Source organism: Prauserella cavernicola (genome assembly GCF_016595675.1).
In the GTDB taxonomy this organism is placed as follows: domain Bacteria; phylum Actinomycetota; class Actinomycetes; order Mycobacteriales; family Pseudonocardiaceae; genus Prauserella_A; species Prauserella_A cavernicola.
This window is the reverse complement of record NZ_JAENJH010000003.1, coordinates 269,496-291,671: the sequence shown is the minus strand read 5'-3', so window position 1 is coordinate 291,671 and position 22,176 is coordinate 269,496. Positions and strand designations below refer to the sequence as shown.

The window sequence follows — 22,176 nt, the reverse complement described above, 5'->3', positions numbered from 1 at the left end:
CTGTACCTGGCCGACAGGTTGGTTACAGGCGGCTGGTTGGTGGGTGGCCTCCAAGTGCGCTGTGGCGGCGTCGAGTGTTGTAGTGCTCGAGCCAAGGTGCAAGGGCGGTTGCTCGTTGGTCGTTGCTGGTGAAGATCTGGCGGTAGGCCCACTCGGTTTGCAGGGTGCGGTTGAGTCGCTCCACTTTGCCGTTCTGCCGGGGGCAGTGTGGCTTGATGAACTTCTGTGTGATGTCGTGCTCGGCGCATACCTGGCGTAGTGACCAGCGGTAGGACCAGGCGTTGTCGGTCAGCAAGCGTTCGATCCGGGCGATGCCGTGCGCGGCGAAGTAGGCGATCGCGCGCTCGAGGAATGCTGCGCAGGTGGGGCCCTTCTCGTCCGCCAGGATCTCGCTATAGGCCAGTCGGGAGTGGTCATCGACGAGCGAGTGGACGTAGTCGTATCCGAGCCGTGTTTTAGTGGCGCGCGAGCGGTGATTGATTGTCCTCTGCCCTTCGGCTCGCCATCCACCGCCGTCGGGGATGCGGCCGAGCTTCTTGACGTCCATGTGGACCAGCTCGCCGGGCCGGTCCCGCTCGTAGCGGTGGGTCGTCACCGGCGAGTTGCGCAGCACCTCGCCGGTCATCGGATCGAGTGCGCAGAGCCGTGGCACCTGGTGACGCGCCAGGACCCGGGACACCGTGCGCGCCGGGACCCCGAGCTCAGCACCGATCCAGTCGGGGCCACGGCGCTCGCGCTGCCGCACGGCAACGATCCGCTCTTCGACGTCACGGTTGGTCCTTCGTGGGCAGCGGTGCGGGCGGGACGAGCGGTCGTGCAGACCCCGCTCACCCTCCTCGCGATACCGGTCGATCCACTTGTTGACGCACTTACGGGAAATCCCCATCCCCTGGGCGATATGTGCGTGAGCCCAGCCAGCACGGTGACGCTGAACGATCAGCAGCCGGCCCTTAAACGTCGTACGGGCATTACGGTGAGACACGGAGCCTCCAGGTGGTAGGTGCAGCCTTCGACAAGCCACACGCCACCCGGGGGCTCCCCCTACGTCAACAACGACCCACCGCTACCAACCTCATGGCCAGGTACAGCTAGCTGCGGTGAAGGGCACCTTTACTGCACTGAACGCAGTAAAGGTGCCCTTCACTTCAGTCGGGTCAGAGGTGGCGGGCGCCGCCCTTGACCGCGGAGTAGGCGTCGACGGCGCCGTGGCCGTAGAAGCCGTTGAACTCCGGTGTGCCCGTACAGGTCGCGGTGAACGACTCGTCGCGGCCCTCGTCGAGGTAGTCGACGGTGTTGGGCACCGGGCACGGGATCGGCGCCGCGCTCCCGAGCAGCACGCGCTCCACCCGCTTCGGGTTCATCCCGAATCCGCCGAGTCTCGGCGTGCCGTACTCGGACACGATCAGCGCGGCGACACCGGCCGCGTGCAGCGCGGCCATCGACGTTCCCTGCAGGAACTGGTAGTAGCCGACCGTGCCGTCGGCGGCGGTCGCCTGCTGCACGCCCAGCTCCTCGCCCTGCGGCGTGATGTTGCCCTCGGCGTCCACGTTGCCCTCGGCCACCGCGACGTTGCGCGGGTAGGCGGACAGGATCAGGTTCTCGTTGGCCTGGTACCAGTCGGAGCCGAAGTAGTCGCGGAAGTAGCCGCCGGGAGCCGACACCGAGATCTGCTCCTCGCCGTAGTTGGAGTAGTCGGCCTTCGCCTGCGAGGGACCGAACGCCGAGACGCTGATCGTGTGCGGGCCCTCGGTGGGCATCGACAGGCACGACTCGTTGTCGATGTCGCGCTCGTGAGCGTTGTCCGCCGGGTAGTTCGGGCTGCTGGCGTCGGGCTGCGGCGCACCGAGGTCGGTGTGCTGGTTACCGAGCGCGGCCACCTGCGTCACGCCCTTGCGGTGCGCGTAGTTCAGTGCCCGGCTCACGGCCTCGATCGTCAGCTGCTGCGCGGCCCGCTGCTCGGGCGAGTCGGCCGCGTTGTCCGCGCAGTTGTAGAGCCACGGGTCGACGTAGAACGACATGTTGACCACGTCGATGCCCGCGTCGCCGGCGTAGGTGATCGCGTCGACCACCGACTGCAGGAAGAAGTACCCCGCGTCGTGACCGGCTCGCAGGTTCACGAGAGAGACGTTGGGGGCGACGCCCGAGATGCCGGTTCCGTTCGCCGCGGCGGCGATGGTGCCCGCGACGTGGGTGCCGTGCCCGTTGTCGTCGTGGTCGACCGGGTCGACGCAGCCGCGGAACTCACACGGCCCGTCCACCTCGTTGCCGGCCGGGTCGGTGGGGATGTCGCGCACGAAGTTGCGCGAGGTGGCGTGGTCGAAGTTCGGCGCGATGTCCGGGTGGCTGCCGTCGACACCGGTGTCGATCACGCCGACCTTGACCCGCTCGTCGCCGGGCTGGACGGTCCTTGCCATGTCGGAGCGAGTGGACTTCAGGCCCCAGAGCTGGTCGTCGAGCGGGTCCATGCCGACGGGCTCCGACCCCGGCCGCTTGACCCCCGACGGCGCGCCAGGGACATAGCGGTTCTCCTTCTCCACCAGGTCCTCTCGCGCCGCGGCACTGCGCTGCTCCGGCGCCTCGCCGATCGGCCTGGCCTCGGCGGCGCCGAGAACGGCGGCGTCGGCCGAGACCAGCTCGGTGAAGCCGTTGGCGGGCGCGGTCGCCGTCAGCAGGCCGACGGCGTCGTTGGTGCGCACCACGGTGCCACCGGCATCGCGCACGGCCTGCGCCGCGTCGGCGAGACCACTACCGGGCTCGGCGAGCACGGTGAACTCGGTCGACGGCCCGGAGAGCCGCGGCTGCGCTGTCGCGGGCGCGGCCACGCCCACGAGGCCGCCGATCAGCGGCACCGCGAACGCGGCGGCAAGGAGTCTTGGCCTTCTCACTCGGTTTCCTCCTCGGGAAAGACAGTGAGAAGAACTTATTCCCGGCTCGCGCGCGGGTGTGCGAAATACAGACGAAAGTTGTGCTCAGGCGAGTGAGAGCGCGATCCCGTCGAGGATGTCGTGCTCGCTGACCACGAGGTCGGCGGGGCCGCCACGAGCCGCGAGCTGCTCGGCGAGCACGCCCACGATGAGCGCGCCGCCGCCGATCACGTCGACCCGGCCTGGGTGGATCACCGGGTTGGCCGCGCGGGCCGCGTGGTCGGCCGCGAGCAGTTGGCCCGCGATCCGGTCGAGATCCGCCCTGGGCAGCCGGGACAGGTGCGTGCGCTCGGAGTCGTACTCGGCCAGCTCCTGCGCGACGGCCGACAGCGTGGTGACGGTGCCCGCGACGCCGATCCAGGTGCGCGCCTTCGACACGTCCACGGCGGCGAACGCGTCGGCCAGCACCTCGGCCGCGAGCTCCCGGCCAGCCGCGATCTCCTCGGCGGTCGGCGGGTCGCTGCGCAGCGTGCGCTCGGTGATCCGCACACAGCCGATGTCCACCGACCGGGCCGCGAGCACGTCGGCGCGCAGGCCGTCCCAGGTGCCGAGCACCAGCTCGGTGGAGCCGCCGCCGATGTCGACGACGAGGAACGGACCGTCCTCGGGCTCCTGCTCGCCGACCGCGCCGGTGAACGAGAGCCTGGCCTCCTCGTCGCCGGTGATCACCTCGGCCTCGACGCCGAGCACCTCGCGGGTCATGGCGAAGAAGTCGTCGCGGTTGCTCGCGTCGCGCGTGGCCGACGTGGCCACCATGCGCACCTTCTCGACGCCCTTGCGCCGGGCGGCGACGGTGTAGGCGGCCAGCGCCTCGCGCGTGCGCTCCAGCGCCTCGGGCGCGAGCCTGCCGGTGGCGTCGACACCCTGGCCGAGCCGCACGATCCGCATCTCGCGGTGAAGGTCACGCAGGTCGACGGTGCCGTCGTGGCGGTGCGTCAGCTCGGCGACGAGCAGGCGGATGGAGTTCGTTCCACAGTCGATGGCGGCTACGCGAGGCATGCGCTCACCCTAGCCCGGCCGACGCCGCCGAAGCCGAGTGCTCAGCCGGGCTGCTCGGTCGAGACCGGCGCGCAGTCCCCGGCAGGCCAGCCTTCCGCGCGCACCAGCTCGAGGGTCTCGTCGCCGAAGGGGTTCACGCCCGGTCCCTTCGCGAGGGTGTGGGCGAGGTGGACGTGCAGGCACTTGACGCGGCCGGGCATGCCGCCCGCGCTCACCTCGTGTCCGAGCGGGTCGATCGCGTCCCGCTCCGCGAGGTAGGCCTGGTGCGTGCGGAGGTAGGCCGCCGCCAGCTCCGGGTCCTCGCCGAGCCGGTCGGTCATCTCCTTCATCACGCCCGAGGCCTCGAGCTTGCCGATGATCGAGGCCAGGTTCGGGCACGTCAGGTAGTAGAGCGTGGGAAACGGTGTGCCGTCCTCGAGCCGGGGGCTGGTCTGCACCACGCTGGGATGCCCGCTGGGGCACCTCGCCACGACGCCGCGCAGCGCGCGCGGGGGCCTGCCCAGCTGCCGGGCAATGGTCTCGCGGTCGGCCTCGGTCACTGGCTCGAAGTCGGTGTCATTCACCCTTGGTCACGCTATCCCAGAGCATCTCGTACCAGGCCCCGGCCTGTGCCGGCGCCTTCTCGTCCTCGTCGGGCCGCTGTGCGGCGGCCTTGTCCTCGGGCAGTTGCACCATGTACGGCGTCTCGCCCGGCATCACGTAGCGCAGCCGCTTGCGCGCCTCCGCCTCGACCTGAGCGGGATCGCTCAGCTCGGCCTTGCGGTCCTCAAGCTCGGCGACCTGCTGCTTCAGCTCGGCCTGCCGGGTCTCCTCCGCGGCGACCTCGGCCCGCTGGGACAGGTACGTGCGCAGCGGCACGGCGAGCGTGAACGCCAGCGCGCACACCACGATCGCGACGACGGCCGCTCGCCGCGTCGTGGACATGCCGAGCACCTTCGCGGCGCCGGACGTGCGTTTGGCGGTCAGCCCGCGGCGCAGACTCGACTTGCGATCGTCCCTGCGCGCACGCTGAGGCCGGCGGGGCGACGAGCTCTGCGCCCGCCCCCCGCCACGCCTGCCGCGCGTCCTGCCCCGCTCGGCCACGGATCCGCTCAGCTCTCCGGGGTGAATCTCGGGAAGGCCAGGTCGCCGGCGTAGCGCGCGGCGTCCGCGAGGGTCTCCTCGATGCGCAGGAGCTGGTTGTACTTGGCGACGCGCTCACTGCGGGCCGGGGCACCGGTCTTGATCTGGCCGACGCCCGTGGCAACGGCGAGATCGGCGATCGTGGTGTCCTCGGTCTCGCCGGAGCGGTGGCTCATCATCGACTTGTAGCCGTACGAGGTCGCCAGCGTCACGGCGTCCAGCGTCTCCGACAACGTGCCGATCTGGTTGACCTTCACCAGCAGCGCGTTGGCCGCGCGGCGGGAGATGCCCTCCTCCAGCCGGTCGGGGTTGGTGACGAACAGGTCGTCGCCCACCAGCTGCACGCGCTCGCCGAGCTCCGCGGTGAGCCGCACCCAGCCGTCCCAGTCGTCCTCGGCCAGCGGGTCCTCGATGGACACCAGCGGGTAGTTGTCGACCAGCTCGGTGTAGTAGCCGATGAGCTGCTCGGCGCTGCGCTTGGAGCCCTCGAAGGTGTAGGCACCGTCGTCAAAGAACTCGGTGGCCGCCACGTCGAGCGCGAGCGCGACGTCACGACCGGGCTTGTAGCCGGCCTTCTCGATGGCGGTGACGATGATGTCGAGCGCCTCGCGGTTGTTCGCCAGGCTCGGTGCGAAACCGCCCTCGTCACCGAGGCCAGTGGACAGCTTGCGGCCCTTGAGCACCGACTTCAGCGAGTGGTAGACCTCGGTGCCCCAGCGAAGGGCCTCGCGGAACGACTCGGCGCCGATCGGCGCGATCATGAACTCCTGGATGTCCACGTCGGTGTCGGCGTGGGCACCACCGTTGAGGATGTTCAGCATCGGCACCGGCAGCACGTGCGCGTTCGGCCCGCCGAGGTAGCGGAACAGCTCCAGCTCGGCGGAGTCGGCCGCGGCCTTCGCGACGGCCAGCGAGACACCCAGGATGGAGTTGGCACCCAGGCGCGACTTGTCCGGCGTGCCGTCGAGGTCGAGCAGCTTCTGGTCGACGATGCGCTGGTCGACGGCGTCGACCCCGACGAGGTCGGGACCGATCTCGTCCAGGACGGCGGCCACGGCACGCTCGACGCCCTTGCCGCCGTAACGCTTCGTGTCTCCGTCCCGCAGCTCGACCGCCTCGTGCTCACCGGTCGACGCACCGGAAGGGACGGCGGCCCGCGCCAGCGTCCCGTCGTCGAGGGCAACCTCCACCTCGACGGTCGGGTTGCCACGAGAGTCGAGAATCTCGCGCGCGCCCACCTGCTCGATTACCGCCACGCCTTGCTCCTCACGGGGTTGTGCCTGCGACGACGGCACCAGCGTAGCCGCACGCGTCGATCACCCGTTGGAGGCACGCACGGAGCGCGGCTCACGGACCGTCATTGATCTTCGGGACGGATCTCCTGCCAGCCCGCGGGCAGCTCGACCGTGTCGGACACCCACTGCCAGAACGCCCAGCTGTTGCCGCCGACGTCCTGCACGGTGAACAGCCTGGCGCCGTAGGGCTGGTTCTGCGGCCTGGTGACCTCGACCTGCTCGCCGACCGCCTCGCACACCCGCTCGTACTGGCTGTCCACGTCGTCGACGTAGACCACGTTGAGCTGGCCGACCGGACCGTCGACGCCCTTGCCCTCCCAGTAGCCCTCACCGACGCCGTTGAGCTGGATGTCCACGGCACCGGCGACGACGGTGGCCTGGAAGACCTCGCCGGAGGCGTCGACGTAGCGGACCTTCTCCTCGAACCCGAAGACTCGGGTCAACCACTCGAGTGCCTCGGTCGCGTCCGCGTAGTACAGGTACGGCGCGAGGCCGAGATATCTCGGGTCTTCGTCGCTCATGGCGGGCTAGTCCACCACATGGGCCGCCCGGGCGTGTCACTCACCCCGCCTGAGGCGTCCCGCAGGTGTTCTCGTTCGGCATCGGCAGGCTGTGGTCGAAGTACTCCGGTGGACGCTTGCCCGACGGCAGGCCCAGCTCTGGTTCCTCGTGGTAGCTCGGGGCGAGCAGGCCTTCCAGCATGGGCCCGCACGCGATGGAGTAGCCGAAGGAGTCGCCGTACTCGAGCCGGTAGCCGAGGTCTTCGGGGTACCACCCGCCGCCGGTCAGCAGCACGTAGGAGACGTCGGCGCGGAGCACGGCGACGATGTCGAGCGGGGCCCGCACCTGACGGGGGTCGGCCACGTCGAAGGCGTAGGCGAACACGTGGTTGGTGCGGACCCGCAGTGAACCGGGCTGGTCGCCCGGTTCGGCGGTCATCGTCCCCTCGACCTTGGGCTCGACGTCGAGCAGCCGGAAACCGGGCGCGATTCTGGTCGCGAAGCCCGAGGGCCATTCCTCGGCGGCGAACTGCTCGCGAAGCTCCTCGCGTTGCCCTTCGGCGAGCAGGCCGAGGAACGGCTCGACGTCACCGCGTTCGAGCATCCGGGTATCCAGCCTGGACGCGACGACCAGCTCCTTGACCGTGGCGTAGGCCTCACCGACCTGCTCCGCGCTGAACCCGCCGACGGCGACTGCCTCCGGCACGGTGATCCCGGCGGCGCCATCGGCCCAGTCGTGCGCGGGAGTGGCCGCGAACGGGCGATCCAGGTCGACCAGGCCAGGCGTCGGCAGGTCCGCGTTGGCACCGGCCGGCTGCTGCTCGTCGCGCGCCTGCTGGAGGTAGTAGATGCCGCCGCCCGCGAGCGCGAGCACGGCCGCGACGATCACGATCGGACGAGCGAAGCGGCGGCGCCTTTTCGGCGCTCCGCCCCAGATCTCGACCTGCCTGCGCCGGATGCGCTTGTCCTCGCGGCGGCCCTTCCTGGCGCCCCTGCGCGCACTGCGCTCCGCCTGCCGAACCCAGTCGGAATCTCGAAGATCGGGATGGTCGAACGGATCCGGCTCCACCGGTGCCTCCATCTGAGTGATGTGGGAATCGCTCATTGATCGACGACACAGCCCGTCTCGTTAGCGAAAACGCCTGGAGCAAGACCATTTCGAAACCTTGGCGGGGTCGAGAAACAAGATTTCCGGAGGTACCTTCGACAGAATCATGGTTGATCAGGAGCCAGTACCGGAGCCCTCGGGCGAAGAACGGTTCCGCGCCTTCCGGCAGGCCGAGTTGCTGGTGCAGCGCCGCCGCCCGCTCGACGCGCTGAAGGCGCTCGAGCCGGTGCTCGACGCGGAACCGGACAAGCCGAGTGTGCAACTGCTCGCAGGCCGTGCCTACTTCCACTCGGCCCAGCTCAACCGCGCCGAACGGGCGCTGACGAGGGTGGTGGAGATGGACCCCGCCGACCACTACGCCCGTTTCGTGCTCGGCAAGACCCTGCAGCGCCTCGGCCGGTTCGTCGAGGCGCTCGGGCAGTTGCGGATGGCCTCGGCGATGAAGCAGGTGCCGGAGTACCAGGACGCGATCGGCGAGGTCACGGCCCGCCTGGCCCTGGGCCGCAACTGACCCCCTCAGCCCTCGCCGCACTCGCCGTTCACTGCGGTGAAGGGCACCTTTACTGCATTGAACGCAGTAAAGGTGCCCTTCACCGCAGCCGAGCCACGGCTCACTGGCGCGGGGTGGCCTTCGCGTAGGCGTCGGCGCCGCTGAAGACGTCCTGGCCGTACTCGACGGAGTTGTTGTAGGCGAGCACCGAGTCCCACCAGCCCTGCGCCGTGGCCAGGTCGCCGCCGTGCGAGCACAGGTACCGCGCCGCCGCGAGAGCCGCGTCGTCGATGTCCTGTGGGTCGGGCTCGTTGCCGTCGCTGGTCGCCCGCGCTCCCCAGCGCTCCCAGGTGGTGGGCAGGAACTGCATCGGGCCCACCGCGCGGTCCCACGAGATGTCGGCGTCGAGCCTGCCGTCGTCGGTGTCGCGGATCTCCCGTACGCCGGGCGAACCGTCGAGCGGGATGCCGATGATCGGCCGCTCGGCCCTGCCGTCCTCGCCGATCCGGTTCCCGTCGAGAGTGCCGTGGTGCGACTCGACCCGGCCGATCCCGGCCAGCGTCGACCACGAGAGCCTGCACTCGGGCTGCTCGCCGCGCAGCCACATCTCCGCCCTGCCGTACGCGGCGGCGACCCTGACGGGCACGCCGGTGGCCCCGGCGACCTCGTCGGCCCACGCGTCGAGTTCGTCCTGGTCGGACTGCCTCGGCCGGTCCACGGGCGCCTCGAGCGCCGCGCCGGGCACGCTCTGGCGCGGCTGGGGCCGCTGGTCGGGCACCGCGACGGCGGTCTCGCGCTCGTCGCCGCCCTCACGGTGCACCCCGATGGTGAACACCAGCGCCAGGCCGGTCGCCACCAGCGCGGCGGTCAGCGCCAGCCGGGCGAGGGCAGGTCTGGGCAGCGGCGGGCGAGGTCGTTGCGGCGCTCGGGACCGCTCGCGCGGAGTGGGATCGACCACCCGATCAGGTTACGTGGACTGAACCGGCCAGAACCGGCGCCACCCGTCGGCGTCCAGTGTCGCCGGGTCGATCCCGGCCTCTCGGGCAGCGCGTTCGGCCTCCCGGACGTGGGTGGCGAACATTTTGGCCACCACGCGCAGCGCGTCCTCGGGGTCGATGCCGCCCCTGCGCGCGCCCGCCGCGATGCGGAACAGCCTGGAGCCCTCGTCGTTGCCGGCGGGGAAGAGATCGAATGGCACGCCAGTGCGGGCCGTGCGGTGCCCGAGCTTGCCCGCGAGCGCGGCGGCGGGCTGCCCCATCGCCACGCCATCCACAATGGACTCGCGGCGCTTCTCGGCCTGCTTGAGCTCCTCCCAGCGCACCTGCTGCCGCTCGGCGGTGTGCACGGTGTCAGAGCCGGAGAAGACGTTCGGGTGCCTGCTGACGAGCTTGGCGACGAGCTCGCCCGCGACCTCGTCGATGCCGAAGGGCTCACTCTCGTGCTCCGCGGCCACCCTCGCGTGGAAGAGGACCTGCAGCAACACGTCGCCCAGTTCCTCCCGCATCGCGGGGCGGTCACGCTCCTCGATCGCGTCGAGCAGCTCGTAGGTCTCCTCCACGAGGTACTGCCGCAGCGAGTCGTGGGTCTGCACAGCGTCCCACGGGCAGCCCCCTGGCGAGCGGAGCCGGTCCATCACCCCGGCCGCTTCGGCCAGCGGCGGGACCGGTGTCTCGACCACGATCGCACCGGCGCCCGCGAGGGCCGAGGCGCCGGGCTCCTCGGCACTGCCCGCGATCAGCACCACTCCCGACAAGCCCAGCAGCTCGGCCGGGCCGGGCGCGGGTTTCGCGTCGAGCGCGGTCCGCGTCGCCTCGGGCAGGTCGGCTGCTGCGAAGACGTGCTCAGCCTGCCGCAGCGCGGTCAGCGCCTCGGCAGGGAGCACCGCCGGCAGTGCTCGCGAGACGAGCACCACCGTCGGGAAAAGCGAGGTCATGGTTGCACGGTACGGGACTGCAACTGGTATCCGGCGAGCTCGTCCTCGCTGGCAGCGGGCGAGAGCGCGGTCGCGTCCCACACGCCGTAACGCGGGTTGAGGCGCACGCCGAGCTCGTCGGCGATGGGCTGCAGCAGCCGCAGGCCCGCGAAGTAGAGGTACTGCGGGTCGGCCTGCGACGTGGAGGCCTGACCGTTGCCCGCGGTGACGTTGCGCTCCTCGACCAGCGCGACCAGCCACTCGGCCTGCTCCTGGCTGGGCTGGATCACCAGCACCGAGCCCTCGGAGGCGCCGAACACCGCGCTGGACGCGATCTCGGGCTGGTTCTGCAGGGTCTGCGCCATCGGCAGCTCGCTGTCGATCAGCTGGTTGCCGCTCTCCTGCACGATCTGCTCGACGTTGTCCGGGTCGGCCGCGATGTCGCGGCCGATCTCGAGCGCCTGGTCCTTGGCGGTCGAACCGGGGCTCTCGGTGATGATCGAGGTGCCGACCAGCCGCACGGACACGCGGTCGACGTAGCGCTGCGCGAGCTGCTGCAGCACCACCTGGTCGCTCGCCAGCTGCCGGACCCGTTCCGGGGCGACGCCGACGCCCTTGGCGACCGCGTCCGCTCCGCCGCTGCCCTCGATGAGCGCGTCGATCTCGGCGGGATCGGCGCGCAGTCCCTCGCGCTCCGCGGCGATGTTGGTGAGCTCGTGGATGACCCGGCTTCGGACGATCTCGCGCGCCTGCAGGTCGAACTTGCCCTGCTCCTTGGCCTGCTCGGCCTCGGGGACATTGTCGAGCATCCACCGGACCTCCTGCTGGACCTCCTCCAGCGGGATGGTGCGGTCGCCGATGATCGCGGCGGAGCCGACCTGGCTCGGTCCGGACCCACAACCGGCGAGGACCAGACCGGCGGCGACGGTGGCGAGAAGCGTGACGGGGCGGCGAATGATCCGGATCACAGCGCGTACCCTCTCACACTCCCGGGTGGGCTCCGCAACCGAGCACTCGGTCCAGGTGGTAATGCATCGTGGCCCTGGCCCGTTCGCTCGTGGTCTGTCCGAACGCGACCTTCACGCCGAGGCTGTCGGCGAGTGACCAGATGATGTAGCCCTCCTGCGCGGGGTCCAGTCCGGTGTCGGCCCTGCCGTCGGCCTGCGCGGTCCTGACCACCAGCGCGGCCAGCCCGCGGAGCTCGTCGTCGTCGCCGAACAGGACCTCGAAGACCTCGGCATTGACCTGCGCCCGCGCGTAGTAGGCGACGCTCGCGCGGATCACCTGGTTCGTCTCGGGGTGATCGCCGAGCAACTCGTCGATCGCGGCGCGCAGGATCTGCTCGGGCGACGCCTCGTCGGGCAGGCACTGCAGCCGCTCCCCGATGCGCGCGTCGATCCGCCGCATCGCCAGGCGCACGCCGTGCAGCAGCATCTCCTCCTTGGTGCGGAAGTAGTGCTGCACCCGGCCCATGGACACGCCGGCCTCGGCGGCGACCTCGCGCAGGCTCACTGCCTCGAGCCCGGACCTCGCCGCCAGGCGCAGCACCGCTCCCGCGAGGTCAGCCCGCTGCGCGTCGATGTCGACCTTTCTCGGCACCGGACCAGCGTAGCAATGCGATCGCATTGACAACGTCGCACCCGCGCTTTTACGATGCGATCGCATTGCCAACGAAGGGGGAGCGATGGCACAGGAACGCACGCGCGCGCTGGACGGGGTGCAGGGCGTCGTCGGGTTCGCCGGCGTCATGCTCGGCCTGATCCCGCTCGGCGGCTGGATCATCGCCGGCACGCACAACGGACCGTTCCGCTGGCTGTTCGGCGAGCAGACCGGACCGATGGGCTACGTCGCGCCGCTGCTGGTGATCGCCGTCGCGATCGTGGTCATCGGCGCGCTGGAGAAGGTGAAGAGGCGCTAGACGGCCGCGGGCTGCTTGGTCAGCGACGTCAGCAGCTGACGGCACCAGTCGAGCAGTGCCTCGTCGCGCAGCTGCGGCGCGCCGATGCGGCCACCGGCACCGCCCTCGGTGGGCCGCGGCACCGACACCGTGTGGGTCACCGCCTTGTAGACGGCCTTGGGGTATAGGCGCTTGAGCCGCACCAGCTGCGAGTCGGCGAGCTCCAGCGGCGTGAACCGCAGGTTGGTGCCCTGCATGGTCACCTCGGTGACCCCGGCGTCGCGGCACGACTGACGGAACGACGCCACCGCGAGCAACCTGCGCACCGGCTCCGGTGGCTGGCCGTAGCGGTCGACCAGCTCGTCGAGAACCGAGTCGAGGCCCTCCTTGTCCGGAGCCGCCGCGATCTTGCGGTAGGCCTCCAGCCGCAGCCGCTCGCCGGGCACGTAGTCGTGTGGGATGTGCGCGTCGATCGGCAGGTCCACCCGCACCTCGGCGGGCGCCTCGTCCTCCTCGACGGAGCCCGCGCCCGCGTGCTTGCGGAAGACGTCCACCGCTTCGCCGACCAGTCGTACGTAGAGATCAAAGCCGACGCCCGCGATGTGTCCCGACTGCTCGGCGCCGAGGATGTTGCCCGCGCCGCGGATCTCCAGGTCCTTCATGGCCACGGCCATACCCGCGCCCAGCTCGGTGTTCTGCGCGATCGTGGCGAGCCGGTCGTGCGCCGTCTCGGTGAGCGGCGACTCAGGCGGGTAGAGGAAGTACGCGTAGCCCCGCTCCCGGCCACGGCCGACGCGGCCGCGCAGCTGGTGCAGCTGCGCCAGCCCGAGCATGTCGCCCCGCTCCACGATCAGCGTGTTGGCGTTGGAGATGTCCAGACCCGTCTCGACGATCGTGGTGGACACCAGCACGTCGAACTCGCGCTCCCAGAACCCCTGGATGATCTGCTCGAGCCGGTGCTCGTTCATCTGGCCGTGCGCGGTGACGACCCGCGCCTCGGGCACCAGCTCGCGCAGCCGCCGCGCCGCCTTCTCGATCGAGGACACGCGGTTGTGCACGAAGAAGACCTGGCCATCGCGCAGCAGCTCGCGCCGGATGGCGGCCCCGACCTGCTTGTCGTCGTAGGCGCCGACGTAGGTCAGGATCGGGTGCCGGTCCTCCGGCGGCGTCAGGATCGTCGACATCTCGCGGATGCCGGCCATGCTCATCTCCAGCGTGCGCGGGATGGGCGTCGCCGACATCGTCAGCACGTCGACGTGGGTGCGCAGCGCCTTGATGTGCTCCTTGTGCTCGACGCCGAACCGCTGTTCCTCGTCGACGATCACCAGGCCGAGGTCCTTGTAGCGGACGCCGGTCTGCAGGAGTCGGTGTGTGCCGATCACGATGTCGACCTCACCGGCGGCGAGGCCCTCCATCGTCTTCTCCGACTCGGCGGGGTCGGTGAAGCGCGACAGGCCCTTGATCGTCACCGGGAACGAGCGCATGCGCTCGGAGAACGTGTTGAGGTGCTGCTGCGCGAGCAGCGTCGTCGGCACGAGCACCACGACCTGCTTGCCGTCCTGCACGGCCTTGAACGCGGCGCGCACGGCGATCTCGGTCTTGCCGTAGCCGACGTCGCCACAGATCACGCGGTCCATCGGGACACCGCGCTCCATGTCGCCCTTCACCTCGTCGATCGCGCCGAGCTGGTCGCCGGTCTCGACGAACGGGAACGCGTCCTCCAGCTCCCGCTGCCACGGGGTGTCCTGCCCGAACGCGTGGCCTGGCGCGGCCTGGCGGGCCGCGTAGAGCTGCACGAGCTCGGCCGCGATCTCCTTGACCGCCTTGCGCGCCTTGGCCTTGGTGTTCTTCCAGTCCGAGCCGCCCAGCTTGTTCAGCGTCGGCAGCTCGCCGCCGACGTAGCGCGAGACCTCGTCGAGCTGGTCGGTGGGCACGAACAGGCGGTCGCCGGGATGCCCGCGCTTGGACGCCGCGTACTCCAGCACCAGGTATTCGCGGGTGGCCCCGCCGATGGTGCGCTGCACCATCTCGACGAACCGGCCGATGCCGTGCTGGTCGTGCACCACGTAGTCGCCGGCCTTGAGCGCGATCGGGTCGACGGCGTTGCGCCGCCGCGACGGCATCTTCGTGTTGAGGTCGCGGGTGGAGCGGTTCGTCGTCGCGCCGCGGCCGGTGATGTCGGCTTCGCTGAGCACGACGAGCGCCGACCCGGGCGCCACGAAGCCCTCGGTCAGCCCGCCGCACGTGACGGTAACGACGCCCGTCTTCGGGGGCTCGGTGAGCGCGTCGACCTGGGTCGCGGGCACCTCGGCCGCGGAGAGCTGCTCGACGGCGCGCTGCGCGGTGCCCGCACCGGCCACCACCACGACCGCGCTGCCGCCCGCCGCCGTGTGGGCGCGCAGGTCGGTGCTCACGCGTTCCAGCTCGCCCCGGTAGCCGGGCGCGCCCTCGATCGCGACGTGGACGACGTCCTGCTCGCTGGTCAGCTGCGACAGCGTCCACCAGGCACGTCCAGTGTCGCTCGCGTGCGAGCGCACCTCGGACAGGCCGCGGTAGGCCGACGCGCCGAGGTCGATCGGCGCCGCGCCTCCCCCGGCCGCGCTCATCCACGACGCCTCGAGGAACTCCTGGCCGGTGCGCACGAGATCGCCCGCCCTCGCGCGGATCTTCTCCGGGTCGGTGAGCACCACGTGGGTGCCCTGCGGCATGGCGTCGGTGAGCAGTTCGAGCTCGCCCTCGCACAGCACCGGGATCAGCGCCTCCATGCCCTCGCACGGGATGCCGTCGGAGAGCTTGGTGAGCATCTCGGCCAGGTGCGCGTCGGCGGCGTGCACCTCGGCGAGCTTGGCCGCCCTCGCCTTGACGTCGCCGGTGAGCAGCAGTTCACGGCACGGCGGCGCGCTCACGGCGTTGATCTCGCCCGGCAGCGAGCGCTGGTCGGAGACCGCGAACGCGCGGATCTCGCTCACCTCGTCGCCCCAGAACTCGATGCGGTGCGGGTGCTCGTCGGTGGGGCCGAAGATGTCGAGGATGCCGCCGCGCACGGCGAACTCACCGCGCTTCTCCACCATGTCGACGCGCGCGTAGGCCAGCTCGACGAGCCGGTCGAGCACGCCCTCGAACTCGTTCTCCTCACCGACCGTCAGCTCGACCGGCGCGAGGCTGCCGAGCCCGGGAGCCATGGGCTGGATGAGGCTGCGCACGGTGGACACCACGACCCGCAGCCCGCCGTGGCCGGGCTGCGCGAGCCGGTGCAGTACCTGCAGGCGCCTGCCGACCGTGTCCGCCCTCGGCGAGAGCCGCTCGTGCGGCAACGTCTCCCACGACGGGAAGTCGGCGATCACGTCCTCACCGAGCAGGCTGCCGAGCGCGGTGGTGAGCTCCTCGGCCTCTCTGCCGGTCGCGGTCACGGCCAGCACGGGCCGGTTCGCTCCTCGCTCTGCCGCGAGCGCGGCGAGCACGAGCTGACGAGTCGCCGGGGCTCCGTCGAGATCGAGCAGCGGCGCCCCCGCACGCTCGACGACCCCGCGCAGCGCGGGATCGGGCAGAACCGCGGAGAGCAGCCCGGACAGCGACGGCGCCTTCGACTCGGCCACGAATTCCCCTCACCTGAGTTGCACGACCACGCGAGAACAGACCCCTGCCTGGGACGAGGCGGCTCGGGGCTCTCACCTTCCAGGGTATGCGGTTCACAGCGAAACGACCGGGTCCGGGGGCACACTGTGCTGATGCGCGTGCGAAAGATCGGCATTGTCGCCTTTGCCCTGCTGACCGGAGCCGTCACGGCGTGCTCCGCTGAGGCGCCCGAACCAGGGGGCAACACCGCGACCAACCCACCGTCGAACGGCACGACCGCGGGTGCGCCCGCACTGCAGGTCGAGGAGGTCGCGAGCGGGCTCGAACACGGCTGGGACCTGGGTTTCCTGCCCGACGGCCGAATCCTGGTCACCGAGCGGCCGGCCCGGTTCAAGCTGATCGACAACGGTGAGGTGCGCGAGGTCCGCGCCGATCTGTCGAGCGTGCACGTCGAGGGCGAGGGCGGGCTGATGGGCCTGGTGCTGCACCCGGACTTCGAGCAGTCCCGGCAGTTCACGACGTGCCAGACGCACCAGCAGGACGGTGAGGCCGTCGACGTCCGGCTGGTCACGTGGACGCTGTCGGAGGACGGCGGCAGCGCGACGCGGGTCAAGGACCTGCTCACCGGGATGCCGATCAACGACAGCGGCCGCCACTCCGGGTGCAGGCCGACGATCGCCGCAGACGGCGCGCTGCTGGTGGGCACGGGCGACATCGCCGACGACCCGACCATCCCGCAGGACCGGACGAGCCTCGGTGGCAAGGTCCTGCGCGTCGACCTCGAGACGGGCGAGGGCCTGCCCGACAACCCGTTCGCCTCGTCGGACAACGCCAACGAGCGCCGCGTCTACAGCTACGGGCACCGCAACGTGCAGGGTGTGGCCGTGCGGCCGGGCTCGGGGCAGGTGTTCACGTCCGAGCACGGGCCCACGGGCTTCGACGAGATGAACCGGTCGGAGGCGGGCGCCAACTACGGCTGGGACCCGTCGCAGGGCGGCACGGTGGACTTCTACGACGAGGACGTGCCGATGACCGACCTCGAGCGCTTCCCCGACGCGGTCTCTCCACTGTGGACTTCGGGTGAGACGTCGACGGAGGCTCCCTCCGGCGCGGCGTTCCTCTCCGGCGAGCAGTGGGGCGAACTGGACGGCAGGCTCGCGGTGGTAGCGCTGCGCGGGCAGAAGGTGCTGCTCTTCGACCTCAACGAGCAGGGCACCGAGGTCACCGACCTGTCACTGCCCACTGAGCTCAACGACTCGTACGGCAGGCTGCGCGGCGTGCGCACGGCCCCGGACGGCGCCCTCTACATCACCACGTCCGAAGGCAGCGACGACAAGCTCCTCCGGATAACCCCGAACTGACCCACCCCGCGGCACCGACCGCGACCGCGGCCCGACCGCGGTGAAGGGCACCTTTACTGCGTTGAATGCAGTAAAGGTGCCCTTCACCGCAACCGGGGTCAGCGCTTGGGCCAGTGCCAGGGCGGCTGGTCGAGTCGGCCCTGGCCCTCCACCGTCGTGGCGCCGGACTCCTTGGCCAGCGCGATCGTGCCGAGGTCGTCGCCGCGCTCGTCGGCGACGGACTCCAGTGCGCGCACGAGCGGCGCGGAGTGGGTGACCACCACGACCTGGGCGCGCGAGGCGGCCTTGGCGATCAGTTCCGCCAGCGGCGCCAGCAGGGCCGGGTGCAGGCTCGTCTCGGGCTCGTTGAGCACGAGCAGTTCCGGCGGCCTCGGGGTGAGCAGCGCGGCGACCCACAGCAGGTAGCGCAGGGTGCCGTCGGACAACTCGGCCGCGGCCAGCGAGCGCAGCAGGCCGTGCTGCCGCAGGCGCAGATCGAACCGGCCGTCGCGCTCCTCGACCGACAACCGCGAACCGGGGAACGCGTGGTCCACGGCCTCGGCGAGGTCGTCGCCGCCGTCGTTCTCGGCGATGGTCTGCAGTGCGGCCGCGACGTCGGCGCCGTCGTGACCGAGCACGGGTGTCCATGTGCCGACCTGCGGAGCACGGGCGGGTGCGTGCTGGTCGGTGCGGAAGTGGTCGTAGAACCGCCACGACCGGATCTGCTCCCTGACCACGATCAGCTCGGGCGTGCGCCGGGGGTCGGCGAACTCGCTGAACATGCTGTCGGTGATCCGGATGCCGTGCGGGTGTGGGCCCCACGCGCCGCTCTCGTCGCGCAGCCGGACCGTGGTGTTGTGCCGGTCGGCGATCAGCGCCGAGGGCTTGAGGACCGGCCCCGACCAGAGCGCCTCGCGCTTGATCTCGGGATCGCGGACGAACAGCGTTCGAGGTTCCGGGACGGGCAGGCCGAGGTCGATCGCGTAGCCGTACTCGGGCCCGGAGAAGCCGAGCCTCAGCCCTACCCGGGCGGCGCGGGAGGTGGTCTCGGGCCCCGCCCACAGTGTCGAGGGCAGCCCGCCCTCGCGCGCCAGCGCGGCGACGGCGCCGTTGCGCGCGGCGTCGGCGAGCGTGCGCAGTGCGCGGTAGAGACTCGACTTGCCGGATCCATTGGGTCCGGTGACCACGGTCAGCCGCCGCAGCGGCAGCACGAGATCGCGCAACGACCGGTAGTTCTCGACCGCCAGCGTCGTCAGCGCTGACATCAGTCCGTGAGCCGCAGCTTCGGTTTGTGCTCCAGGTGCGAGAGGCCGTTCCACGCGAGGTTCACCAGGTGAGCGGCCACCTCGTCGCGCTTGGGCTTACGGGCGTCGAGCCACCACTGCCCGGTCAGCGCGACCATGCCCACCAGCGCTTGCGCGTAGAGCGCGGCCAGCTTGCCGTCGTAGCCGCGGGCGGAGAACTCCTCGCCGAGGATGTGCTCCACCTGGCTGGCGATGTCGTTGAGCACGGTCGAGAACGTGCCGGTGGAGCTGGCCACCGGCGAGTCCCGCACGAGGATCCGGAACCCGTCGTGGGACTCCTCGACGTAGCCGAGCAGCGCCGCGGCCGCCTGCTCGAGCATCGCGCGCGGATGGCCACCGTGCAAAGTGGACACCATCCGGTCGAGCAGCAACTGGGTCTCGCGGTCGACGACGACGGCGTAGATGCCTTCCTTGCCGCCGAAGTGTTCGTAGACCACCGGCTTGGAGACGTTCGCGCGGTGCGCGATCTCCTCGATCGACGCGCCGTCGAAGCCCTTCTCGGCGAAGAGCTCGCGCGCGACGTTGAGCAACTGCTGCCTGCGTTCGGTGCCGGTCATCCGCACCCTGGTCACCGGGGCGCCAGGTCGCGCCCCGGCGGCCTCACGCTTGGCCCGCCGTCTACCCGCCACGGGGAAAGAGTAGCCGTGACGCGCAGGGACTCCATCCGGGTGGTGGCGGGAGACGGACGGGTTGTTGACTACCGGGCATTACTTGGCGGCGACGGAGAGTTTCTCGAGCCGCGTCGGCGTCGGCCAGCGAACGTTGTACGCCCAGCCGAACTTCTCGAACATCCAGATGAGGCGTGCCGAGATGTCGATCTGGCCCCGCTTGACGCCGTGGCGGGCCGAGGTCGGGTCGGCGTGGTGCAGGTTGTGCCACGACTCGCCGAACGACAGGATCGCCAGCGGCCAGAAGTTGGCGGACCGGTCACGGGCGGCGAAGGGCCGCTCGCCGATCATGTGACAGATCGAGTTCACCGACCACGTCACGTGGTGCAGCACGCAGACCCGCACGAGGCCCGCCCAGAAGAAGGCGGTCACGCCGCCCCACAGCGACCACGTGACGAGCCCGCCGACGATGCCGGGCAGCACCAGCGAGAGCAGGGTCCACAGCCAGAAGAGCTCGTCGACCTTCTTGATCGCCTTGTCCTTGAGCAGGTCGGGCGCGAACCGCTCGGCGTTGCTCTGGTCGCGCTCGAACAGCCAGCCCATGTGGGCGTGCCAGAAGCCCTTGGCGATCGCCAGCGGCGAGGTGCCGAAGAGCCACGGCGAGTGCGGGTCACCCTCGCGGTCCGAGAACGCGTGGTGCCTGCGGTGGTCGGCGACCCAGGTGATCACGGGACCCTGCACGGCTGTGCTGCCCGCGATGGCCATCAGGACCCGCAGCCACGGCTTCGCCTTGAACGAGCCGTGGGTGAAGTACCGGTGGAACGACACCGTGATGCCGAGCCCGGAGAACGCGTAGAAGAACACGAACAGTGCGACGTCCACCCACGTCAGGCCCCAGCCCCACGCGAAGGGGACGGCGACGATCAGAGCGGCGAGCGGGGCAAGGACACCGAGGTACACCGCGAACTGCAGACCTGGGCCGCGTTTGCCGTCGAGAATCGGTTTGGGCCCTTTGGCGGGTGCGGAGGGACCTTCGAGCGTCGCCGTCATGCGCGTCACTTCTTTCCACTAACGGACCTGGGCAAGGGTCGCCTTACCTACGTTTCCGTAAGTTACGGTACAGGAGGTTTCGAGCCGTTGGGAGAGGCAGAAAAGGACGACTTCACCCCTTGCCGGGCGCCGATCTGGAACTGGCTATCCTGACCAGGCGCGATCCGCCGTAGTGTAATCGGCAGCACTTCAGATTTTGGTTCTGACAGTCCAGGTTCGAGCCCTGGCGGCGGAGCGGAGCCTTTCGGCAAGGCCCTTAGGGGGTGTGTGGCGGCTGCACAGCGAGGATGTGGACACCGACGATCCTCGTAGCCCGGCGTTGGGGGACATGTCCGACGCCTGGCTGCTGGGCCGCGCCCGGGAACTGATCGCCGCCGTGCAGCGCACCGAGCGCGCCGAGCAGCTCCGCGTCATCGGAACCCTCGACGAACTGCTCGAGGAGACCCAGCGCAGGGGTGAGCCGGTGCTGGTCGCGCAGATGCTGCGCGCGAGTGCGCTCGCGAGGCTCGTCACGCGCGGCATGGTCGGCGAGGCCGAGCAGCTGCTCGACGAGATGCTCGCCCACACCAAGCGGCACGGACTCGCGTTGCTGCGCGCCGACGCGCACGCGCTGCGGGGCAGGCGCCTCGTCCTCGCGGTCCAGGAGGACGCCGCACTCACCGAGATCGCCAGGGCGCTCGCCATCCTCGACGACGCACCCAGCACCGACGTCCAGATGGGCAGGCGCGCGTGGGACCGGCTGCTGTCCTCGGCGCTCAACGACTGCTGGATCGTGCTCAACCAGCTTGGCGTCTACGAGGCCGCCGAGGAGGTGATCTCCAGGGCGCACCAGGCCATCCGCGACAGCGCGGGCCCGCACGAGATCACCCTGCAGCTGATGAACCGCGTCAAGATGCTGCTCGGCTGGGGCCTGCGGCTGGAGCGCGTGGGGCGGCACGAGGACGCGGGCGACAAGTTCCGCACAGCCGCCTCGATGGCGATCGCGGTGGAGGCGCCGTTCGCGGAGTCGCTGTTCCCGCGTGAGTCGGGAGTCCCCGCGGTCGACCAGGTCGGCGTGCTGGCCGCGTCACTGGCGTTCGCCGCACCCAACGCGGCCCACATCGAGCGGCTGCGACGACTGCACGGCACACAGGGCTACCCGCACGAGAACATCCTCGTGACGATCGCGCTGGCCCGGTGCCTCGAGTCCGACGACCAGCGCCCCGGCGCGTTCACCGTGCTGATGGAGGCCCGGCACACACAGGCCGAGGACAACTCCCAGCCCTCGATGCGGCTCAACCTCGTGCGCGAGCTGGCCCGCATCGGCGAACTCGACGCCGAGGCCGACGAGCCGGCCACCGAGGAGCCCGACACCAGGCCGACGAGCCTGCTCTCCGACTACGCCGCCACGCTCGAGGCAGAGCTGTGGTCGCTGCGCGAGTCGCAGATCGCCACCCTCAACACCCGCCGCGAACACGAGCGCCTCTCCGCCGAGCACGGCGCGATCACGCAGCAGGCGCTGCAGGACCCGCTCACCGGGCTGCCCAACCGGCGCGCGTTGGACGAGCGGCTGCGCTCGCTCGCCGCGTCGGCGTTCGCGCAGCCGCTCGCCGTCGCACTCGTCGACCTCGACGGCTTCAAGGATGTCAACGACCAGCACTCGCACGCCGAGGGCGACGATGTCCTGCGCGTGGTCGCCAGCACGCTGCGCGACGCGTTGCGCGGCGACGACATCGTGGCTCGCTACGGCGGGGACGAGTTCATCGTGCTGCTGCCCGGCGCCCCGCTGTCGGCGGCGACCCAGGCGCTCAACCGTTCTGTGAAAGCGGTCGCATCGCTGCCACACCACCTCTCGCACGGCGTGACGCTCTCGGTCGGGCTCGTCTCCCTGCGCCCGCAGGAACGGGCCGAAGAGGTGCTCTCGCGCGCGGACGCGGCGATGTACCAGGCGAAACGCGGTGGTGGAAACCAGATCGCCACGTCCCCGCAGCCGACCGTCGAGGTCGCGGGCGAGCCGGCCGAGGAACCGGTACCCGACCCCACGTTCGACCCGGGCGGGCACACGTAGGATT

19 protein-coding genes, 1 tRNA gene and 1 pseudogene are annotated in these 22,176 nt (G+C 70.6%); 5 read left to right on the top strand and 16 right to left on the bottom strand.

Annotated features, from left to right (window positions below):
• Positions 1–25: 25 nt before the first annotated feature.
• The 8 genes and pseudogenes from JHE00_RS14670 to JHE00_RS14635 all read right to left on the bottom strand — a co-directional run.
• Positions 26–982, bottom strand: a pseudogene (locus JHE00_RS14670) (IS481 family transposase); the annotation flags it as partial.
• Between the two features lie 172 nt (positions 983–1,154).
• Positions 1,155–2,885 (bottom strand): S8 family serine peptidase, encoded by a 1,731-nt coding sequence (locus JHE00_RS14665; protein WP_200318607.1) that lies wholly within the window; start codon positions 2,883–2,885, stop codon positions 1,155–1,157.
• Between the two features lie 84 nt (positions 2,886–2,969).
• Positions 2,970–3,923: a Ppx/GppA phosphatase family protein gene (locus tag JHE00_RS14660; RefSeq protein ID WP_200318606.1), complete on the bottom strand. Its 954-nt coding sequence runs from the start codon at positions 3,921–3,923 to the stop codon at positions 2,970–2,972.
• Positions 3,924–3,964: 41 nt separating this feature from the next.
• On the bottom strand, positions 3,965–4,462 hold the full coding sequence (locus JHE00_RS14655; RefSeq protein ID WP_372440463.1) for a DUF501 domain-containing protein: 498 nt from the start codon (positions 4,460–4,462) through the stop codon (positions 3,965–3,967).
• A gap of 16 nt (positions 4,463–4,478) precedes the next feature.
• Complete coding sequence (locus JHE00_RS14650; protein WP_200318604.1) at positions 4,479–5,006, bottom strand: FtsB family cell division protein; 528 nt, start codon at positions 5,004–5,006, stop codon at positions 4,479–4,481.
• Positions 5,007–5,014: 8 nt separating this feature from the next.
• Positions 5,015–6,301, bottom strand: coding sequence for a phosphopyruvate hydratase (gene eno / locus JHE00_RS14645; protein WP_200318603.1), 1,287 nt, complete (start codon positions 6,299–6,301; stop codon positions 5,015–5,017).
• Between the two features lie 101 nt (positions 6,302–6,402).
• Entirely contained in the window at positions 6,403–6,861 is a 459-nt protein-coding gene (locus tag JHE00_RS14640) for a VOC family protein (RefSeq protein ID WP_200318602.1), read from the bottom strand.
• A gap of 40 nt (positions 6,862–6,901) precedes the next feature.
• On the bottom strand, positions 6,902–7,909 hold the full coding sequence (locus JHE00_RS14635; protein WP_200319282.1) for a hypothetical protein: 1,008 nt from the start codon (positions 7,907–7,909) through the stop codon (positions 6,902–6,904).
• A gap of 145 nt (positions 7,910–8,054) precedes the next feature.
• Here JHE00_RS14635 and JHE00_RS14630 point away from each other — a divergent pair, with 145 nt between their 5' ends.
• Positions 8,055–8,459: a tetratricopeptide repeat protein gene (locus tag JHE00_RS14630; RefSeq protein WP_200318601.1), complete on the top strand. Its 405-nt coding sequence runs from the start codon at positions 8,055–8,057 to the stop codon at positions 8,457–8,459.
• A gap of 100 nt (positions 8,460–8,559) precedes the next feature.
• Here JHE00_RS14630 and JHE00_RS14625 read toward each other — a convergent pair whose 3' ends face one another.
• Genes JHE00_RS14625 through JHE00_RS14610 form a run of 4 tightly spaced genes read right to left on the bottom strand, consistent with a single transcriptional unit; the run spans position 8,560 to position 11,949 of the window.
• On the bottom strand, positions 8,560–9,396 hold the full coding sequence (locus JHE00_RS14625) for a lysozyme family protein (protein ID WP_307831943.1): 837 nt from the start codon (positions 9,394–9,396) through the stop codon (positions 8,560–8,562).
• Positions 9,397–9,405: 9 nt separating this feature from the next.
• Entirely contained in the window at positions 9,406–10,371 is a 966-nt protein-coding gene (locus JHE00_RS14620; RefSeq protein WP_200318600.1) for a nucleoside triphosphate pyrophosphohydrolase, read from the bottom strand.
• Positions 10,368–11,318, bottom strand: a complete 951-nt coding sequence (locus JHE00_RS14615) for a SurA N-terminal domain-containing protein (protein ID WP_200318599.1) — start codon at positions 11,316–11,318, stop codon at positions 10,368–10,370. The genes JHE00_RS14620 and JHE00_RS14615 overlap by 4 nt, the downstream gene beginning before the upstream one ends.
• Before the next feature lie 13 nt (positions 11,319–11,331).
• The gene (locus JHE00_RS14610; RefSeq protein ID WP_200318598.1) at positions 11,332–11,949 is read right to left on the bottom strand and encodes a TetR/AcrR family transcriptional regulator; all 618 of its coding nucleotides are present in this window, start codon (positions 11,947–11,949) and stop codon (positions 11,332–11,334) included.
• A gap of 85 nt (positions 11,950–12,034) precedes the next feature.
• Between JHE00_RS14610 and JHE00_RS14605 the strand changes: the two genes are divergently transcribed.
• A complete protein-coding gene (locus JHE00_RS14605) occupies positions 12,035–12,268 on the top strand; it encodes a hypothetical protein (protein WP_200318597.1) in 234 nt (77 codons plus the stop codon).
• Here JHE00_RS14605 and mfd read toward each other — a convergent pair.
• A complete protein-coding gene (gene mfd, locus JHE00_RS14600; protein WP_200319278.1) occupies positions 12,265–15,819 on the bottom strand; it encodes a transcription-repair coupling factor in 3,555 nt (1,184 codons plus the stop codon). The genes JHE00_RS14605 and mfd overlap by 4 nt on opposite strands.
• A gap of 156 nt (positions 15,820–15,975) precedes the next feature.
• Between mfd and JHE00_RS14595 the strand changes: the two genes are divergently transcribed.
• Positions 15,976–17,184 (top strand): PQQ-dependent sugar dehydrogenase, encoded by a 1,209-nt coding sequence (locus JHE00_RS14595; protein ID WP_200318596.1) that lies wholly within the window; start codon positions 15,976–15,978, stop codon positions 17,182–17,184.
• A 98-nt stretch (positions 17,185–17,282) separates the two neighbouring features.
• On the opposite strand, the gene JHE00_RS14590 is transcribed toward JHE00_RS14595, so the two are convergent.
• From JHE00_RS14590 to JHE00_RS14580, 3 genes are all read right to left on the bottom strand, one after another.
• Positions 17,283–18,428 carry an AAA family ATPase gene (locus tag JHE00_RS14590; RefSeq protein ID WP_200318595.1) on the bottom strand — a complete coding sequence of 382 codons (1,146 nt, stop codon included), beginning with the start codon at positions 18,426–18,428 and terminating at the stop codon, positions 17,283–17,285.
• A complete protein-coding gene (locus JHE00_RS14585; protein WP_200319275.1) occupies positions 18,428–19,024 on the bottom strand; it encodes a TetR/AcrR family transcriptional regulator in 597 nt (198 codons plus the stop codon). The genes JHE00_RS14590 and JHE00_RS14585 overlap by 1 nt, the downstream gene beginning before the upstream one ends.
• Before the next feature lie 150 nt (positions 19,025–19,174).
• Entirely contained in the window at positions 19,175–20,125 is a 951-nt protein-coding gene (locus tag JHE00_RS14580; protein ID WP_200318594.1) for an acyl-CoA desaturase, read from the bottom strand.
• Positions 20,126–20,288: 163 nt separating this feature from the next.
• On the opposite strand from JHE00_RS14580, the gene JHE00_RS14575 reads away from it, so the two are divergent.
• Positions 20,289–20,360 (top strand) — tRNA-Gln (locus tag JHE00_RS14575).
• Between the two features lie 93 nt (positions 20,361–20,453).
• Positions 20,454–22,172 carry a GGDEF domain-containing protein gene (locus JHE00_RS14570; protein WP_200318593.1) on the top strand — a complete coding sequence of 573 codons (1,719 nt, stop codon included), beginning with the start codon at positions 20,454–20,456 and terminating at the stop codon, positions 22,170–22,172.
• Positions 22,173–22,176: the final 4 nt, after the last annotated feature.

Coding starts and splice junctions, on each gene's coding strand:
- JHE00_RS14660 (WP_200318606.1), bottom strand. CDS start 3,923: ATGCCTCGCGTAGCCGCCATCGACTGTGGAACGAACTCCATCCGCCTG.
- JHE00_RS14590 (WP_200318595.1), bottom strand. CDS start 18,428: ATGTCAGCGCTGACGACGCTGGCGGTCGAGAACTACCGGTCGTTGCGC.
- JHE00_RS14620 (WP_200318600.1), bottom strand. CDS start 10,371: ATGACCTCGCTTTTCCCGACGGTGGTGCTCGTCTCGCGAGCACTGCCG.
- JHE00_RS14585 (WP_200319275.1), bottom strand. CDS start 19,024: ATGACCGGCACCGAACGCAGGCAGCAGTTGCTCAACGTCGCGCGCGAG.
- JHE00_RS14570 (WP_200318593.1), top strand. CDS start 20,454: ATGTCCGACGCCTGGCTGCTGGGCCGCGCCCGGGAACTGATCGCCGCC.
- JHE00_RS14595 (WP_200318596.1), top strand. CDS start 15,976: ATGCGCGTGCGAAAGATCGGCATTGTCGCCTTTGCCCTGCTGACCGGA.
- JHE00_RS14630 (WP_200318601.1), top strand. CDS start 8,055: ATGGTTGATCAGGAGCCAGTACCGGAGCCCTCGGGCGAAGAACGGTTC.
- JHE00_RS14605 (WP_200318597.1), top strand. CDS start 12,035: ATGGCACAGGAACGCACGCGCGCGCTGGACGGGGTGCAGGGCGTCGTC.
- JHE00_RS14640 (WP_200318602.1), bottom strand. CDS start 6,861: ATGAGCGACGAAGACCCGAGATATCTCGGCCTCGCGCCGTACCTGTAC.
- JHE00_RS14580 (WP_200318594.1), bottom strand. CDS start 20,125: ATGACGGCGACGCTCGAAGGTCCCTCCGCACCCGCCAAAGGGCCCAAA.